16 protein-coding genes are annotated in these 17,615 nt (G+C 66.6%); 12 read left to right on the top strand and 4 right to left on the bottom strand.

What is annotated here, in order from left to right:
• Positions 1-86: 86 nt before the first annotated feature.
• The 7 genes from FNA67_RS03375 (at position 87) to FNA67_RS03345 (ending at position 10,698) form a co-directional block, all read left to right on the top strand.
• Positions 87-281, top strand: a complete 195-nt coding sequence (locus FNA67_RS03375; RefSeq protein ID WP_049707710.1) for a hypothetical protein — start codon at positions 87-89, stop codon at positions 279-281.
• 214 nt (positions 282-495) lie between these two features.
• Complete coding sequence (locus FNA67_RS03370) at positions 496-2,319, top strand: pyrroloquinoline quinone-dependent dehydrogenase (protein WP_082202394.1); 1,824 nt, start codon at positions 496-498, stop codon at positions 2,317-2,319.
• A gap of 85 nt (positions 2,320-2,404) precedes the next feature.
• Positions 2,405-3,265 carry a substrate-binding periplasmic protein gene (locus FNA67_RS03365; RefSeq protein WP_147655075.1) on the top strand — a complete coding sequence of 287 codons (861 nt, stop codon included), beginning with the start codon at positions 2,405-2,407 and terminating at the stop codon, positions 3,263-3,265.
• 144 nt (positions 3,266-3,409) lie between these two features.
• Complete coding sequence (locus tag FNA67_RS03360) at positions 3,410-4,711, top strand: hypothetical protein (RefSeq protein ID WP_170267194.1); 1,302 nt, start codon at positions 3,410-3,412, stop codon at positions 4,709-4,711.
• Positions 4,712-4,713: 2 nt separating this feature from the next.
• Positions 4,714-8,781 (top strand): VWA domain-containing protein, encoded by a 4,068-nt coding sequence (locus tag FNA67_RS03355; protein WP_170267193.1) that lies wholly within the window; start codon positions 4,714-4,716, stop codon positions 8,779-8,781.
• A 28-nt stretch (positions 8,782-8,809) separates the two neighbouring features.
• Positions 8,810-9,835, top strand: coding sequence for an AAA family ATPase (locus FNA67_RS03350; RefSeq protein ID WP_082202390.1), 1,026 nt, complete (start codon positions 8,810-8,812; stop codon positions 9,833-9,835).
• Positions 9,832-10,698, top strand: coding sequence for a DUF58 domain-containing protein (locus FNA67_RS03345; RefSeq protein WP_147655072.1), 867 nt, complete (start codon positions 9,832-9,834; stop codon positions 10,696-10,698). The genes FNA67_RS03350 and FNA67_RS03345 overlap by 4 nt, the downstream gene beginning before the upstream one ends.
• A 54-nt stretch (positions 10,699-10,752) precedes the next feature.
• Here FNA67_RS03345 and FNA67_RS03340 read toward each other — a convergent pair whose 3' ends face one another.
• Positions 10,753-11,181, bottom strand: a complete 429-nt coding sequence (locus FNA67_RS03340) for a cytochrome c (RefSeq protein WP_147655071.1) — start codon at positions 11,179-11,181, stop codon at positions 10,753-10,755.
• A gap of 292 nt (positions 11,182-11,473) precedes the next feature.
• Here FNA67_RS03340 and FNA67_RS03335 point away from each other — a divergent pair, with 292 nt between their 5' ends.
• From FNA67_RS03335 to FNA67_RS03325, 3 genes are read left to right on the top strand one after another with little or no spacing between them, the layout of a single operon-like run.
• Complete coding sequence (locus FNA67_RS03335; protein WP_147655070.1) at positions 11,474-12,484, top strand: ABC transporter ATP-binding protein; 1,011 nt, start codon at positions 11,474-11,476, stop codon at positions 12,482-12,484.
• Positions 12,481-13,359, top strand: coding sequence for an ABC transporter permease (locus FNA67_RS03330; RefSeq protein WP_082202388.1), 879 nt, complete (start codon positions 12,481-12,483; stop codon positions 13,357-13,359). The genes FNA67_RS03335 and FNA67_RS03330 overlap by 4 nt, the downstream gene beginning before the upstream one ends.
• A complete protein-coding gene (locus FNA67_RS03325; RefSeq protein WP_049707704.1) occupies positions 13,356-14,156 on the top strand; it encodes a substrate-binding periplasmic protein in 801 nt (266 codons plus the stop codon). The genes FNA67_RS03330 and FNA67_RS03325 overlap by 4 nt, the downstream gene beginning before the upstream one ends.
• Here FNA67_RS03325 and FNA67_RS03320 read toward each other — a convergent pair whose 3' ends face one another.
• From FNA67_RS03320 to FNA67_RS03310, 3 genes are all read right to left on the bottom strand, one after another.
• Entirely contained in the window at positions 14,157-14,756 is a 600-nt protein-coding gene (locus FNA67_RS03320; RefSeq protein ID WP_147655069.1) for a hypothetical protein, read from the bottom strand. It abuts the gene before it with no gap.
• A gap of 102 nt (positions 14,757-14,858) precedes the next feature.
• Positions 14,859-15,698, bottom strand: coding sequence for an alpha/beta fold hydrolase (locus tag FNA67_RS03315; RefSeq protein WP_147655068.1), 840 nt, complete (start codon positions 15,696-15,698; stop codon positions 14,859-14,861).
• Positions 15,695-16,075 carry a VOC family protein gene (locus FNA67_RS03310; RefSeq protein ID WP_049707701.1) on the bottom strand — a complete coding sequence of 127 codons (381 nt, stop codon included), beginning with the start codon at positions 16,073-16,075 and terminating at the stop codon, positions 15,695-15,697. The genes FNA67_RS03315 and FNA67_RS03310 overlap by 4 nt, the downstream gene beginning before the upstream one ends.
• A 92-nt stretch (positions 16,076-16,167) precedes the next feature.
• Here FNA67_RS03310 and FNA67_RS03305 point away from each other — a divergent pair, with 92 nt between their 5' ends.
• Both FNA67_RS03305 and FNA67_RS03300 read left to right on the top strand, forming a co-directional pair.
• Positions 16,168-16,830: a TetR/AcrR family transcriptional regulator gene (locus FNA67_RS03305; RefSeq protein WP_147655067.1), complete on the top strand. Its 663-nt coding sequence runs from the start codon at positions 16,168-16,170 to the stop codon at positions 16,828-16,830.
• Between the two features lie 88 nt (positions 16,831-16,918).
• Positions 16,919-17,599, top strand: a complete 681-nt coding sequence (locus tag FNA67_RS03300; RefSeq protein ID WP_147655066.1) for a glutathione S-transferase family protein — start codon at positions 16,919-16,921, stop codon at positions 17,597-17,599.
• Positions 17,600-17,615: the final 16 nt, after the last annotated feature.

Raw genomic sequence — 17,615 nt, 5'->3', positions numbered from 1 at the left:
ACCCCCCTCTCAACCTCTCCCAATCTTGGCCTGCCTAGATCGAGGCAGGGCGCATCGGAGGCGCGCCCTTGTCCAGGAGTTGCCAGATGCATCAGTGGAGAGAGATCAAGTGCAATCGCTTCGATGGTGAGCCCATCGAGGACTTCCACAAGCGCAAGCAGCGCATCGAGGAGATCACCAACGGCTTCCGCTGGGGCCGGTACCGCGACGGCGAGGCCGACCAGATGGAGAGCGAGCTGGTGCATCTGCGCTCGCCCAAGCGCCGCCGGAACGCCGCCTAGCGACGCTCCACAACGCCACCGAAACACTTTCAGCCTGCCGCTCCGGAGCGGTGGGCCGAAGGTGTTCGCCATGCGGCAAAAATCGGATTTTCCATATAAATTACAAAGACTTGATGTTCCTCAAATAGCCTATGTACCAAATTGGTCATCAGGCGCTGGCACCCGACCGCACGAGTCTTAAAGGGTTGCGTCACTCAACAAGTGGGAGTGACCAATGAGATTTGAGTGTTTGCGGCAAAATGTCGTCGGGCTGGCCCTGTCGACTGCCCTGATCGCATCCCTGAGCGCGCCGGCATTCGCCCAGCACGCCGATGGGGCCGCCACCGAGGCGGCATCTGCCCAGAGCGCCATCGAGAATTTCAAACCGGTGACGGCTGACGACCTCGCGGGAGCCAATTCGGCCAACTGGCCGATCCTGCGCGGCAACTACCAGGGCTGGGGCTATACCCCGCTCGACCAGATCAACAAGGACAATGTCGGCCAGCTCCAGCTCGCCTGGTCGCGCACCATGGAGCCGGGCTCCAACGAAGGCGCGGCCATCGCCTATAACGGCGTGGTCTACCTGGGCAACGCCAACGACGTGATCCAGGCCATCGACGGCAAGACCGGCGACCTTATCTGGGAATACCGCCGCAAGCTGCCGCCAGCATCCAAGTTCATCAACTCGCTCGGCCAGGCCAAGCGCTCGATCGCGCTCTTCGGGGACAAGGTCTACTTCGTGTCCTGGGACAACTTCGTTGTCGCGCTCGACGCCAAGACCGGCAAGCTCGCCTGGGAAACCAACCGCGGCCAGGGCGTGGAAGAAGGCGTCTCGAACTCCTCCGGCCCGATCGTGGTCGATGGCGTGGTGATCGCCGGCTCGACCTGCCAGTTCTCCGGCTTCGGCTGCTATGTGACCGGCACGGACGCCGAATCGGGCGAAGAACTGTGGCGCAACACCTTCATCCCGCGTCCGGGCGAAGAGGGTGACGACACCTGGGGCGGCGCGCCCTACGAGAACCGCTGGATGACCGGCGCCTGGGGCCAGATCACCTACGATCCGGAACTGGACCTGGTCTATTACGGCTCGACCGGCGCCGGCCCGGCCTCGGAAGTCCAGCGCGGCACCGAAGGCGGCACCCTGGCGGGCACCAATACCCGCTTTGCGGTGAAGCCCAAGACCGGTGAAGTCGTCTGGAAGCACCAGACCCTGCCCCGCGACAACTGGGACCAGGAATGCACGTTCGAGATGATGGTCGTTTCGACCACCGTCAACCCGAATGCCGACGCCGATGGCATGTTCTCGGTGGGCGCCACGCTGCCGCGCGGCGAGACCCGCAAGGTGCTGACGGGCGTGCCGTGCAAGACCGGCGTGGCCTGGCAGTTCGACGCCGAGACCGGCGACTACTTCTGGTCCAAGGCTACCGTGGCGCAGAATGCCGTCGCCTCGATCGACGACAAGGGCCTGGTCACCGTCAACGAAGACATGATCCTGAAGGAACCCGGCAAGAACTACGACTTCTGCCCGACGTTCCTGGGTGGCCGTGACTGGCCGTCGGCAGGCTACCTGCCCGCGTCCAACCTCTACGTGATCCCGCTCAGCAACGCCTGCTACGACCTGACGGCACGCACCACCGAAGCCACCCCGGCCGACGTCTACAACACCGACGCCACGGTCAAGCTCGCTCCGGGCAAAACCAACATGGGCCGCGTGGACGCCATCGACCTGGCCACCGGCGAGACCAAGTGGAGCTTCGAGACCACCGCCGCCCTCTATGACCCGGTCATGACCACCGGTGGCGACCTCGTGTTCGTGGGCAGCACCGACCGCGTGTTCCGCGCCCTCGACGCGGCAACCGGCAAGGAAGTCTGGTCGACCCGCCTGCCGGGCGCGATCTCGGGCTACACCACCAGCTACTCGATCGACGGACGCCAGTACGTCGCCGTGGTTGCCGGTGGTTCGCTCGGCACCAGCTTCTTCAAGGCCGCCGTTCCGAACGTGGACGCGGTCCAGGGTGGCAACGGCATCTACGTCTTCGCCCTGCCGGAAGCCAAGTAAGGCCCAGGCTTCACGATCAACGTGCCGGCGGCGCTTTCGTCGCCGGCACTCCCCGTTCAGAACCATCTCGAAGGCGAATACGGCGATGACTGCCCGGATGCCCACGGCGCTGGCCGCAACGTTCCTGATGCTCGCGCCCCATGCCGCCCAGGCCCAGAACATCGAAGGCTTCCGGCCACTGTTCGAGGACCGGCTGCACCAGCAGGGCGACGGCTTTTCGCTCTGCGTGAACACTCTTTCCATGACGGCACCGTTCGAGCGCGCGCTGGCCTCGGCCATCGGCGACATCCTGCTCACGGACGTCAAGATCATCGACATCGAGCCCAACGCGCCGGTGCGCCCGCTCGACACCGCTCTCTCCTATACGGCCGAGCAAATCTATATCCTCATGGCCGAGCAGTGCGACGGCTTCATGGGCTTTTCGATCGCCGCCGGATACCCGGACTGGCTGACCGTCTCGCGCCCCTACCTGGTGGGCGAGAACATCCTGATCACCAAAGACCCCACGGTCGAACGGCTCGAGGACATTCCGACCGATCGCCCCATCGGCAGCCGCTTCGGCACGGCGGGGGACGCGAGCCTGATCACCTACCTGCAATCGCTCCCCGAGACGCGGCGCTGGAAGCGCTTCGGCTACGGCGAGAACACGCTACTGCTCGAGCGGCTCGATGACGGCACGGTCGCCTCGGGGGTGATCTGGGAGCCGACGCTGCAATTCGCCACCAAGGGCGATCCCGCCGCGGCCGGTTACCGGCAGATCGCGGCGCCGTTCAACATCAGTGCGTCACAGGTCGGCATCGGCATCCGCACCATCGATTCCTACCTCAAGGAAGAGCTGGCGGACGCGATCGAAGCGCTAGTCGAGGACGGCACGATCGACGCGCTTATGCGCGAACACCACCTGGCCGGCGAGACGAGCGCCGCGCAGACCAGCCTTAACCGCTAGGGCGCGATGGCGAGCTTGGTTCATCCAGATATTGCAGACCGGCCGATGGCGGGAGAGGTGAGGCTCGACGCCGTACGAGCGCTCGTCGGAGCCGCGCAACGTTCCGAGCGGATGCAGGCTGCGGCCGCGGTGGCGCTCAAGGGCGTGGCGGCAGGTCTAGCGGCGATGGCGCTGGCGGAGATTCTGGCGCTCGCCGGCATCGCGGGGCCGGTGCAAGGCGATTTCTGGCCGAGGCTGGCGCTCTGGGGGGCGGCAGGATTTGGCGCGGGCGTTCTCGGCTTCGGGACGCAGGCCGCGCTTTTGGCACCTTCGGGCGTGGAGATGGCGCGGCGCATCGACGTGCGGCTGGGGCTCAAGAACCGGCTGGGCACGGCGCTCGAAGTCGCTGGTCAGAAGGAGGGGGACGCGTTGCTGCGGCGCGCGCTTTTCGGCGACGCCGAGAAGGTCGCCCAGGGGATCATGCCGGCTGCGGTGCAGACGCGGCGGGACTGGCGCTGGGTCTGGGTGCTGCCGGTCCTGCTGGCCGTTGTCATAACGCTGGGATTGTTGCTTCAGGGGCGCGACGTGCCTATGCCAGCGGTCATGACCGCGCCGGTGGCGGTGACCGCGGAGGAACTGGCGGAAACCGAGACGGTGCTAACGCAGATCGTCGAGATGATCCGGCGTGAACCGGGCGCCGCCACCCCGATGCTGGAGGCGCTGGCTCGCACGGTCGAAGCCGTGCGCGACGACCTGGCGAATGCGGCACCCGAGCGCGCAACCTTGACCCAGACGCTCGCCGAACTTGCTGCACAGGCGGCGCAGGCCGCTGACGGATCGGCCCTTGTCGGCAGGATCGAGGCGGCGCTCGGCGAGCAGGCCGCGGCGCTCGAACGCGGGCCGCAGGCGGAGCCGGCGACGCCTGCGCTGCCCCAGAGGGACCTACCCGCGAGCGAAGCGAGGGCGCAGACGTCCGACACACCCAAGCCGAGTGCGCCGTTGCCGACGACGGGCGCGGCGCAGACAAGCCTTCAGGGCGACCAGAAGCCGCCTCAAGGCACTCAGTATTATTCGCCCGATCCCCACGCACTTTCGCGCCAGATCGCCGAACGCGCGCAGGCGCAGATGAACGGCGGAGCGCCCGCGGGCGGGGCGCGCGACGCCGACCGCGGGGGCAACCAGGCCGGCGACGGCGTGCGGCCGCTGGTGGCGAGCATGGACGAGCTGGCGGCAGCCAGCGCGGCCGCGCTCGAAACCATGATCCTGCCGCAGAACGACGCGAGCGCGGGCCAGCGGGTGCGGATCAACACCATGCCACCACAGGCCGGCCCGGGAGCGGCCGTGGACGGCTCGGCGCCAACCGCAGGTTGGTCGGCGGGAGCCATCTCGCCATTCAACCGCCCGGCGCCAGTGGGCGAAATCGAGGTTCTCAAGCGGTATTTCCCGCAGTCGGGTGGGGAGTTCTAGCCTTGGGTTTCGCCTCGCCGTTCTGGCTGCTGTTGGCCCTTGCCGGCCTCGTCTTGCTCTACCTGCATGTCCGCAGGCGGCCGACGGTCACGGTTCCGAGCCTCTTTCTGTGGGCACAAGTGGCCAGCGGCAAGCCAACGCGACGGCCGATGCGCATGCCGCGCTGGACGCTGCCACTCGTCCTGCAACTGCTGGTGATCGCAGCGCTGACACTGGCTCTGGCCGGGCCGTATTTGGGCCGCAGCGAGGGCACGCACCGCATTCTGGTCGTCGATGCGGGCGCGCGCGACGAGGCGGTCGCGGCGGCACAGCGCCTCATCGATGGCGCCCCGCCCGATGCCCACAATCCGGTTTCGATCGTGGCGGCGGGTCCCTCGCCGCGCATCGTTGCCGCCTGGATCGAAGACCGGGCGGCACTGGATGCGGCGCTGGGCTGGATCGAACCGCAGGATGGCGGAATCGACCGGCAGCGCACGGACGCATTGTTGGAAAGCCTCGAACGCGACGGCGAAGCCGCCAATGTCGACTGGATCGAGGGAGAGCCGCGCCCGCAACTCGCAGCGCAAGCCACGCGGGAAGGGGCGGATTGGCTTGTCACCGGGGCCCTCACCGTGCCGCAGGGAGGCGACCACCCGACGGCACTCAAGGCGCTTTTCATGCCCGAAGGGGCGCCCGGATTTCTCGACTGGGCCGACGTGCCGCTGACGTTCGAGGAGAATACCGCGCGGTTCTCGACGCAGTTTGCCCTGCCGGGAGCGGGCGCACTTTCGCTGCAGGCGCCGGGCGGGGAAGCGAGCGCGCGGCTGATGCTGCACGCCGACGCCAGCCGCCGGGTGCTCTATCTCGGCGAGCCGACCCCGGCGGTGGTGCGTGCTTTCCAGGCCGTGCCGGGCACCAGCCTTTTCCAGGCCGACCGACTGCCGGACAATGACAGAGAATTCGACCTGGTAGTCATCGACGGCACCAGCGTGCCACGGCGGCCGGAGACCAACACGCTCTATCTCGGCTCCGGACATGTCGCCGGAGAGGTTGCACCGGAGCGCATCGAGGCAGAGGCGGCGACGTTCTGGCAGCCGTCGCATCCGCTCTCGCGGGAGGTGGACTGGACGGGCCTCGGCACGATTGCCGGTTTCAGTGCGCCGATGCCGGACGGCGGCCAGGAATTGCTCGGCGTCGCCGGCAAGCCGCTGGTATGGGCACGCTCCACACGCGACGGGCGCGAAGTACGGATCGGCCTCGATCTGCGGACGACGCCCTGGGTGGACGAGCCCGGCTATGTGGCGCTGATGGGCAATGTCCTCGACTGGTCGGGATTGGGAGCCGCGCCATCCGACTGCGTGACCGGCGCCGCCTGCCCGGTTCCCGCGCGACTGCTGTCGGGAGCGATCGGCTTGGTGGCCGAAACGGTGCTGGCAGAGGGAGAGCAGGCAACGCGCGCGTTGCTGCCGCAGAACGCCTTCACGGGCGAGGATGGCTGGCTCGCGCCCGGCCTCGAGCCCGCATTCGTGCCGGGAAGGGCCGGGCTCTACCGGGTGAGCACGGCCGATGGCCGCGCCGCCCTGATCGCGGTCAATGCTGCCCCGACCGAGCTTGGAGCGGCGGACACTGCGGAAGGCGGTGTCGCTCCCGTCAGCGCGGGGCTGGCGATCTGGTGGCTCCTGCTGGGGCTGGCGCTGGTGGCGATGGCTGGCGAGTTCGCACTTTCGATGCGCGCGGAGCGGCTGGCATTGCGCCGCCGCCATCCTCGCTGGTTGCAGAGCCGGGTGACCGTCGGCACCTTCACGCTTGGCCTGCTGTTCCTGCTGGCGGCCATGGCCGGGGTGCCGATGCCGCAGCCGGTGGCCGGGCGTCAGGTGATCATCGCGGCTACCCCGGAACGCTCGAGGGAGATCGACGGCCACGCGACGGCCATTGGGATGGGCCACGGCGAGCGCCCCGGCGGCGCGGCGGGCGACGCCCTGATGCTGGCGGCGGCAAGCGTACCGGCGGGGCGGGATGGACGGATCTTTCTCGAGTGGGACGGCAACCTGACCGAGGGCATGCTGGCGCCGGCGCTCCGAACCCTGGCGGAGCGCGGAGTGGCGGTCGACGGAGCGCTGCCGCCAGCCAGGCTGGGCGTCTCGGTGGAAGGCGTCTTTGGACCCAGCCGCGTATTTGTGGGCGACATTTTCGTGCTCGACGCGATGGTGGAGAGCTGGGTCGCCCGGGGCGAGACCATCGAGATCGTGCGGGACGGCACCGTGATCGCGACGCAGCAGGCGCAGCTTTCCAACGGCAGCAACCGCATCGAGGCGGCGGTCGAGGCGCAAGCCGAGGGGACACACTTCTACGAAGTGCGCGTCGCCGGCCTCGACACGCCGACTGCAAAGGCAGGCATCTGGATCGCCACGAGCGCGGGCCCGCGGGTGGCCCTGCTGGCCGGTCAGGACGCAGCTGCCAGCAGCTTTGCCGAGGCATTGGGGCTGCAGGGGCTGGCGGTGACGACGCTGGCGCCGGGACGCGCGCCCGCGTCGCTGGCCGGTTGGCTGGACTATGACGCGGTGGTGATGATGGACGTGCCGGCAACGGCGCTGGCGCCGCGCCAGCAGGAGCAACTCGAAACCGCTGTGCGCGACCATGGACGCGGTCTGTTGCTGCTGGGAGGCCCCAATTCCTTCGGAACGGGCGGGTATTTCGAAACTCGGCTCGAAGCCCTCTCGCCCCTTTCCAGCCGAGTGCCACGCAACGCCCCCAAAACCGGCTTCGTGTTCGTGCTCGACCGATCCGGGAGCATGCAGCGCGACGAGGGGGGCATGGACAGGCTCTCGATCGCCAAGGCCGCCGTGCTCAACGCCACGGGGCTTCTCAACCCGCAAAGCCAGGTGGGCATCGTCGCCTTCGACTCCTCCGCCCACACGGTGCTGCCGCTTCAGGAAGCGGGCGCCGACGCGGCGATCCGCAGCGCGCTCAGCCAGCTCGATGCCGATGGCGGGACGGCGGTCTATCCGGCGCTTTCGGACGCGGTGACGATGCTGAGGGGTCTCGACCTGCCCAAGCGCCACATCGTGGTGATCTCGGACGGGCTCACGCAACCGGGCGATTTCGAGGGCCTGCTCGGGGAGGCCCGCGCCGACGGCATCACGGTATCGGCGATTGCGATCGGGGATGCGGCCGATCCGACGAGCCTTTCCAACATCGCGGCACTGGGCGGCGGCGCCTTCCACTGGTCACGGGACTTCCGCGCTCTGCCAGGGATCCTGGCGCAGGAGGCTCTGCTTTCCGAGACGTCTCCGGTCAAGGAGCGCACGGTGACGCCGCAATGGCTCAACCGGAACGACGCCTTCCTCAAAGCGGCACCGGATAACGTGCCGCCGCTTGACGGCTACGTGGATACGACTGCCAAGCCACGCGCGCACCTGCATCTGGCCACGAACGACGAGGAGGGCAATGTGGTGCCCATCATGGCCTCGTGGCGCTATGGCGCCGGACAGGTTCTTTCGCTGGCGACACAGGCGACGGGGCGCTGGAGCGCCGGTTGGAACGCCCTGCCCGACTATCCGCGCTTCTGGGCACAGATCGTGCGCGGGCTCGTGCCGCCTCCGCAGACGGAAGTAAAACTCGATGTGGTGCGCGAGGGCGATCAAGCGCTGGCGCGGGTAGCGAGCACGGACCTGCCGAGCGTCGCGGTGAGCGGTCCGAGCGCGGGGACGATGCGAATGATCGAAACTGCGCCCGCACACTGGGAAGGGCGCTGGAGCCTGCCGGAAGACGGCGACTACGAAATCACGGCGCGCATCGGGGAGCTGGCGGGCAGCCAGAGCCTGCACGTCTCCTACCCGGCCGCGCTCAGCCAGACCGGTACGGACGCCGTCACGCTCGAAAGCCTGGTGCGCATTACCGGGGGCGTGATGGCCGGCGAAGGGTCAGCGCCCCGGCCGGAGAGCCGGTGGGCATGGGCTTCCGGCTGGCAGGCCTGGACCGTGCTGGCGGCGGCGCTGTTCCTCGCCAGCCTCGTCTTGCGCTACTTGCCCGGACTCGTCGCCGGGCGCCGCCAAACCGTTTCTGCCCCCGTATTCGAGCGGGCGGCATGACAGACATACACTCCAAGGAATGCGTGCAATGAACGACATCACCAAGCACCCGACGCTGCCGCCGGAAAGCCTCGATGGCCTCAACGCGCTCTTGAACCGGCTGGTCGCGGCACGGCGCGAGATCGGCAAGGCGGTCGTGGGCCAGGAGGCGGTGATCGAGCAATTGCTGACCGCCATTATCAGCGGCGGCCACGTACTGCTCGAAGGGGCACCGGGCGTGGGCAAGACGCTGCTGGTGCGCACGCTCGGAACCGTCACCGGGCTCGATTTCGCCCGCATCCAGTTCACGCCGGACCTGATGCCGGCCGACGTCACGGGCGGCCTGGCGCTGAGCCCGAATGCCGAGACGGGGCGCACCGAGGTCGAGTTCCGCCCGGGGCCGATCTTCACCCAGATCCTGCTTGCCGACGAAATCAACCGCGCCACGCCCAAGACGCAATCGGCACTGCTCGAGGCGATGCAGGAGCGGACGGTGACGGTGTCCGGCCGGACCATGAGCCTGCCCGAGCCTCTCTTCGTCTTGGCTACGCAGAACCCGATCGAGATGGAGGGGACCTATCAGCTTCCCGAGGCCCAGATCGACCGCTTCCTGATGAAGACGGTCGTCGCCTTTCCGAGCGAGGATGACCTGGATGCCATCCTCGACCAGACGACAGGGACGCGAAATGCCGAGCCGCAACAGGTGCTTTCTGCCGCCGAAATTCTCGAGTTGCAGCGTCTGACACGGGCCGTGCCGATCGCGGCGCATCTGCGACGGATGGTGGCGCGGTTCGTCATCGCCACGCAGCCGGACGGCGAGGGCGTGAGCAAGCGCATTGCCGATTACGTCCGGTTCGGCGTGAGCCCGCGCGGCGCCCAGTCGCTGGTACTGGCGGCGAAGGGCCGGGCACTTCTCGAGGGCCGCTACAATGTGAGCCTGGACGACCTCGAGGCGGTGTTGCTGGCAACGCTGCGGCATCGGTTCCAGCTGAACTATGAAGGGATCGCCGAGGGTATCGACGCCGAAGGCCTGCTGCTCGATACGTGGCGTTCGGTGGCGCACGGCTCGAAATGACTCCCTCGCCCGCCCTGCTCCAGGAGCTTTCGCGCAGCCGCTTGCGCCTGGGCGGCAGCACCGCCCCTGCCGGAACCGGCGAGCGCCGTTCGCGCCAGAAGGGGCCAGGCATGGAGTTCGCCGACTATCGCCCCTACGAGGCGGGCGACGACTTCAGGTACCTCGATGCGGCGGTCTTTGCCCGGCGCGGGGAACATCACGTGCGCCAGTATGAGGTGCATCGGCCAGCGCGGGTGACCATCCTCATCGACGGCAGCGCCTCGATGGCCTTCGGCGAACCGGAGAAGTTTGCGTTCGCAACGACGCTGGCGAGCCTGATGGCCTTCGCGGGTCTTGCCGGCGGCGACGGGGTGCAGATGGCCGTGTGGTCGGCTGGCCGGCTGCATATCTCGCCGCGCGTGAGCGGGGTCGGGCGTGCGGCGACGCTCTTCGAGTGGCTGGCGCGCCAGAAGCCCTCCGGGGGTGGATTTGCGCGCGGACTGCGGCAGGTGCTGGGCTCGGCCCAAGGCGGGCTCATCATCGCGCTCAGCGACTGGATGGGAGAGGCCGCACCTGCCAACGCCCTGTCACGGCCAGCGGGGGTGGAGTTGCTCGCCATCGCCGTTGGCGCGCCGCAGGAGGAGGATCCCGAGTTCAACGGGCAGTCCGAAGTACGGCTGCGTGACGGGGAGAGCGGCATCGAGTTCGACTTCACCGCCGACCGGGCGGCCATCGGGGAATACAAGACGCTCTATCGCCAGTGGCGGGAGGACCTGCGCAGCCGGTTCCTCAGGGCCGGGTGCCGCTTCCTCGTGCAGCGCAGCGACCTGGACATCGACCGGGCGGTGCGGACCGAATGGCGGGTGCAGGGCATCCTCGAATAGCAAACGGCGGCACCGGGGGGCGCCGCCGCTTGACGACAGGTCGTCGACCTCGGCTTACTTGGCCTTGTCGACGATGGTGATGTTGGCCAGCACGGCCTCGTCCGGAACCAGTTCCTCGCTGCCCTCGGGGGCACCGGCGAGGCTCAGGATGCGGGCGGTGATGTCGGCATATTCAGCCGGCTCCATGCCGCCCGGATTGTCGGCGGGCATCTCGGTGGAAATGTAGGTGTAGAGCTCGGCCAGGGGCTTGCTGCCCCACTTGTCGAAGAAGCCGCTCATCACCGAGGGACCGGCGGGCGAACCGCGCAGGGTGTTGCCGTGGCAGAGCGAGCAGGCATTGCCCACAAGCTCGGCGCCGCGATCGGCCTGTTCGGCAGTATAAACGCCATCCTGGATAGTCCTGGTGGCAGCATCTTCTGCAAGAGCCGGGGTCGCGGCGGCCAGCACCACGAACATCCCCAGACCCATCCATGTCTTACGCATAGCAGTTCCTAACACAATTTAGTCGAACTGAGCCCTGGCGGCCGGCAACGCTGCCGATCCTTGGATCGTCAACCAGAGTCGTGTCGGAGATTCCCTAAGAACTCAGTATATCGCATCGAGTTATCAGCGCCGCCCGGAGGTGCGTCAAGCCGAGCACCCCCAACGTTGGCGCAATGTATGTAATTGAGGATTGAGCGTTCGACCGGTCTGCCTAAGCCGCTATAGGGAAAGGAAACTCTCAGGCCATCTGCATTTCCGCCCGATGGTTCTCGCGTTCAGCGTGGAGACAGGCATGAACACAGGAGCCGGGCGGCCAGCCGCCGTTCCATCCCCCGTCATCGAGGTCAAGGACCTCGCCAAGCGCTATGGCGAACACCAAGCGCTCGGCGGCGTGAGTTTCGATGTGGGGCGGGGCGAACTGTTCGCGCTGCTCGGGCCGAACGGCGCCGGCAAGACCACGCTCCTTTCCATCCTCTGCACCATCCTCAAGCCCAATTCGGGCACGGCGCGCATCGCCGGCGTCGATGTGCTCAAAAGTCCGCTGCGCGCGCGGCGCAATATCGGAGTGGTGTTCCAGGAACCGAGCCTCGACGACCGGCTGAGCGTTGAGGAAAACCTCAAGTTCCACGCGCTCGCTTATGGGGTGCCGATGTCCGTGAGCCAGAAGCGCATCGATGCGCTGCTCGAACTGGTGGAACTGGGCGAGGTCAAGGAACGGCTGGTGCGCACGCTCTCCTCGGGCATGAAGCGACGGCTCGAGATTGCCCGGGCGCTTGTACACAATTCACGCGTGCTATTCCTGGACGAACCGACTGTGGGGCTAGACGCGCAATCGCGGGAGCGTATCTGGTTCTACCTGCGCAGGCTTCAGGAATTGCGCGGGCTCACCATCGTGGTGACCACCCACTATATCGAGGAAGTGGAGCGCTGCGACCGCGTGTGCGTGATCGACCACGGCGCGGTGCTGGCGATGGGCACTCCGGACGAACTCAAGCACACGATCGGACGCGAATACCTGCGCATCCGCCCCAAGGACAGCGCCGCCAAGACCGAGATCCTAGCCCATTACGGCCCACGCGGGGCGACCAGCGGGGAAGGCATCCTGATCTCGGACGTTGACGATGCGGCGGTCGAGGATTTCCTCGAACGCTTCGGGACGCGCATCCGGAGCCTCGACGTCGAGCGGCCGAGCCTCGAAAGCGTATTCCTGACGCTGACGGGCAAGGCGCCACGCGACCAGGAGGCGAGCCCGCGCGAGCGGACGCTCAGTTTTGCGCGACAGGGCGGGGAGCACACGCGATGAGCGAGGCAAGCGCGACGGCCCTCGAGGCCGATATCTGGGCGGAAGACAACGATGATTCCTGGCAGCGCCTGGCATGGATCCAGGTTGCCGGGCTCTATGCGGTCTGGCTGCGGGAGATCAAGCGCGCACTGCGCGACAGGGGGCAATTGCTCGGTGGCTTCAGCCGCCCGCTCCTGTGGGTGCTGGTGATGGGTATAGGCCTCAATCCCTATTTCCGGGGCGAGGTCTATGGGGAGGTGCGCTATGTGGTGCCGTTCACCTACCTGCAGTTCATCTTTCCGGCGGTGATCGTCCTCAACATTCTCTACACCTCCGTGCAGTCGGCGATCTCGGTGATCTGGGACCGGCAGTTCGGATTCCTGCGTGAGGTACTGGTGTCGCCGCTGGCGCGCGAGACGATCCTGCTCGGCAAGATCCTGGGCGGGGCGACGGTGGCCATGTTCCATGGCTGCTTCGTCCTGGTGCTGGCGCGGTTCGTGGACGTGACGATCACGCCGCAGGCGATCCTTTCGGCGCTCGGGCTGATGTTCGTACTCTCGTTCGGGCTAACGTCGCTGGGCGTCATCATCGCCAGCCGCATCAAGAGTTTCGAGGGGTTCGGGGTGTTTTCCAATCTCGTGATCCTACCGCTCTACTTCACTTCGAGTTCGATCTTTCCGCTCGACCCGTCGCTGACGGCGGCGCAGAGCGTGGTCAACTATCCCGAGTGGCTGGTGGCGATCGTCAGGATCAACCCGATCACCTATTGCGTGGACGCGCTGCGCGGGGTGCTGATCAACTTCCACCAGTTCGATCCCACCACGAACTACCTGGTGCTGGGCGGCATGACGCTGACGTTCTTCCTTCTCGCCGTTTGGGAATTCCGCCGCGGATGAGTGCGCTCAAGGGGTTGCGCCGGTTCCTGCGCGATATCGGCACGGCGGCGGTGCTCTTCGCGCTGCTGGCGGCGCTCTATCTGCTGCCGCCGGACACGTCGCTGGCCGAGGTGGAGAAAAGTGGCGTCCTGCGCGTCTGCGTGCCCGAGGCGTACCCGCCGCTGGTGACGGCGGAGGCGAGCCGTCCGGGGTTTGACGTCGAGCTGCTCGAAGAGATTACGGCGCGCATGGATTTGCGGCTCGACCTCAACCGCATTGCGGCCATGGGCAGGGACTTCAACCCGCGCAACTGGCGGGTGACGCGCACGACCTGCCAGCTCCTGGCGGGCGGGACGGTGGATTCGACGCGGACGCGCTCGTTCCTCGACGTCACCCAACCCTATCTCCATACGGGCTGGGCCGTGGCCTCGCCGGGCGGCCATCTTGAGCTCAAGGGCGCGCTGGTGGGTTTCTACCCGGGCCTCACGGGCCTCGATCGCATTGCGCTCAGCCGCTATCTCAAGGAAAACGAAGCGCGGGTGAGGCTGGTGCCGGGCATGGAGGCGATCGCTGCCAAGATCGAGACGGGCGAGTTGGCCGGGGGGATCGGCGAGGTGCTGGCCACGACGGCGATGGCGGATGCCCACGGCTGGCAGGTGAGCGAACTGCCGCTCGAGCGTTATCCGGTCGTACTCGGCCTCTGGCGCGGCGACCTGACGCTCAAGCGCCGGCTGGAGCAGGTACTGGGGGAGATCAAGAGCGACGGCACGCTGGGGCAGATCGCTGATCGCTACGGCGTCGAGGCCGCGCTCGAATAGCTAGGCCAGCATCCAGTTGCGCAGAGTTGCCCAGGCCGGTGCGAGGGTCGCTTCGGCAAAGCCGAGGCCGACGAAGAGAGCGACGAGAGCCGTGCCCGGCCAGTAGAAGCCGCGCGCGGCAGGCCGCAGGCCCGGAAAGAGGGCGAGAAGGATGTTGCCACCCAATAGCGGCGGCATGGGCAGGAGCGAGATGAGCGCGAACCAGATGCCGATATCGGTGCTGACGTTGAGGATGGAAATTGCCCCTTGCGTGAAGACGTTGGTGCCGAACGAGGCAATTGTGGGCCGGAGATAGCGCAGGCCCCAAACGGCCAGCAGGGTCAGGGCCAGCGTCACAAGCACCCAGACGACGAGGCCGAGGCGCCCTCCCCACATGCTGCCGGGCTCGGGCTGTGGACTGCGCCCCCAACCCTGCTTGAAGATCAGCGCTCCGATCAGTCCGACACCATCGAAGACACCGTAACCGGCGCCGCCACCTTCGGGCGACGCCTTGCCGCCCATGGCGCGCAGCACCACCTGCGCGAGGAGGCCGGCAATGGCGGCCACCAACAGATAGGCGCCGAAGCGAATGATGAGGTCATAGAGGGTAAGGTTCAGCAATGGCCCGGCTTTCGATGCAGTTAGCGAGTCGGTATTACCGAGCGGACGGCCAAGCGCAAGCATGGCAATGCCAATGGCCGTCCTTTGCTCAACCTTGCACGCTCACGGGGCCAGTTGACGCTCCAGTGCCGCGACGAACGCCTCGGGATCGGTCTCGTAACCGACATGGTCGCCCGGGAAGGGCGTGGGCTCTATGCCCAGCCGCAAAGCGAGGGCCGAGCCCATGGCGTAGATCGGCTGGCCTTGCGAACGCTCGCCGAGGGCAACCACCACGCGCGGTCGGCCCGAGGCCAGAACTTCGGTTTCGGGCTTATAGAGCGACAGGGCTTCGATGCCGTGGGCAAGCCAATAGGGGAAGTTGGCGCTGATGCGCGCGAAGGCTTCCACTGCTTCAGGCGGCATTTCCTCAGGCGGCGGCGCGTCGGGCGGGCCATCCATATCGAGACCGTTCATCGAGAAAAAGAGGCCCATCGCCGCTTCGACGCCATCGCGATGGAAGGTTTCGACGATGGACCGGTTGCCGGCGAGGGCCTCGGACGGATCATCAAGGAGCATGACGGTGGGCGGCTCGTGGGCGACGAGGGTCGCCACGCGAACGGGATGGCGCGCCGCCAGATTGAGACCGATCTGGGCGCCGCCGCTGGTGCCGAACACATGTGCTGGGCCGTTCCCGAGCGAGGCGATGAGGTGGGCGGCATCGTCGCCGAGCACGTCGAGGTCGAGCGGCTGCTCTTCGCCGTCAAAGGTGCTGCGGGAGTTGCCGCGCGGATCATAGGCGACCACGCGATAGCGATGAGCCAGGCGTTGCGCCATGTCGGCGAAAAGTCCGGCATCCTGCGGCCCACCTGGAATGATGAGCAGCAATGGCCCCTGCCCCGTCGCCTCGTAATAGAGACTGGCGCCTGGGACCTTGATGGTTTGGGACTCTACGGGAAAGCTCATCGGGAGGCCTCCGGGGTGCCGAGGACCATGCGATTGCCCTCGCTGTCGCGGAACTCAGCGACTGTGCGGCCCGGTTGCCAGGGCGCTTCCTGCGGCTCGGTTATGATCTCGACCCCGGCGGCTCTGAGCCTGCCGACGGTATCGTGCAAGTGCTCATCGATGAGAACCAGGACGGGTTCGTCAGGATCGCGATTTTCCCTGGCGCGCAGGAAATGCAGCGCCGTCTGGCTGCCGGGGAATTTCAGCTCAATCCAACGCCAGCCATCGGCCGCGCCCATCGGGGCATCCGCAACGACCTGACAATCGAAATGGGTGACGTAGAACGCCCTGGCCCGGTCCTGGTCGGATACCGGCAGTTCGGCAAACTGAATGTGCATGGCGACTCCCTTGAGAACTAGACCGTCCAGTTCTCCATTTGCATCAAACTAGACTGTCCAGTACTGTAGAGTCAACTGGCAGGTGATTTGACATGACGAGAGCGGTTCCGGCGGCAAGCGAAGCGAGCGACGACAGGGGCGGCGGACGCTCCGAGCAGAAGCGGCGCGCCATCCTCAACGCAGCAACAGCCGTGTTCCTCAAAGGCGGGTATCTCGGCACCAACATGGACGAGATCGCCGCCCTTTCAGGGGTTTCCAAGCAGACGGTCTACAAGCATTTCGGCAGCAAGGAGGGGCTGTTCGTCGAGATCGTCTCGAGCATGACCAACCATGCGGGCGACCTGGTGCATAACGATTTGCCGAAGTTGCAGGACCGCGAGGACCTGGCGCGTTTCCTCTTCGATTATGGCTACAGGCAGCTTTCCATCGTGGTCACGCCGCACCTGATGCAGTTGCGGCGGCTGGTGATCGGAGAGGTGGCACGGTTTCCCGACCTGGCGCGCGTGCTCTACGAGCGCGGGCCGGCGCGCGCCATGCGCTCATTGGCACGGACTTTCGAGGACCTGGCGGCGCGCGACCTGCTGATGTTCGAGGATTCCATGATGGCCGCCTCCCATTTCAACTGGCTGGTGATGTCCGAACCGCTCAACCGGGCGATGCTGCTGGGTGACGATGCTATCCCCAACGACGCCGAATTGCAGCGCTGCGTCCGGGAGGGCGTGCGGGTGTTCCTGGCGGCTTACGGCAAGGCCTGATAGTTTCTTCGAGCTGCAACTATCTGTTGTCCCGAAGGATGCTGGCTGATAATGGTTTCTTCAAACGGAAACTATTATCGGACGCGCAATGAACCTGACCCTCTACATCCACCCGCTGGCTTCCTACTGCCACAAGGTGCTGACGGCGCTTTACGAGAACGGCACGGCATTCTCGCCGGTGATCGTGGACCTGGCGGACGAGAAATCCACCAGCGCGCTACTGGCGCTATGGCCGGTCGGCAAGATCCCCGTGCTTCATGACGCGGCGCGCCAGCGCACGGTGCCCGAGACGACGATCATCATCGAATATCTCGATCGACACTATCCGGGAGCGACGCCGCTGCTGCCGGTGGACGAGGATGGGCGGCTCGAGGCGCGACTGTGGGACCGGTTCTTCGATCTTTACGTCAGCACGCCCATGCAGAAGCTGGTGCTCGACCGTATCCGGCCGGCCGGAAAGGGCGACCCGCAGGGCGTGGCCGACGCGCGCCGCACGCTCGACACGGCCTACGAGATGATCGAACGGCAGCTGGATAAGCGCCGATGGGTGGTGGGGGAAGCCTTCACCATCGCCGACTGTTCGGCAGCGCCGGCGCTGTTTTTCGCTTCGATCATCCACCCTTTCGCGCCGCACCAGGGCAATCTCAAAGCCTATCTTGATCGCCTGCTGGAGCGTCCCTCGTTCCGGCGGGCGATCAGGGAAGCGCAGCCCTATTTTGACATGTTCCCCTATCGGGAGGCCATGCCGGAGCGCTATCTCTGCCTCTAGACGTTTTGGAGACCCC

The sequence above is a fragment of the Youhaiella tibetensis genome (assembly GCF_008000755.1).
GTDB lineage: Bacteria > Pseudomonadota > Alphaproteobacteria > Rhizobiales > Devosiaceae > Paradevosia > Paradevosia tibetensis.
The sequence above is the reverse complement of the archived record's forward strand: the minus strand, read 5'-3'. Positions and strand labels throughout refer to the sequence as shown.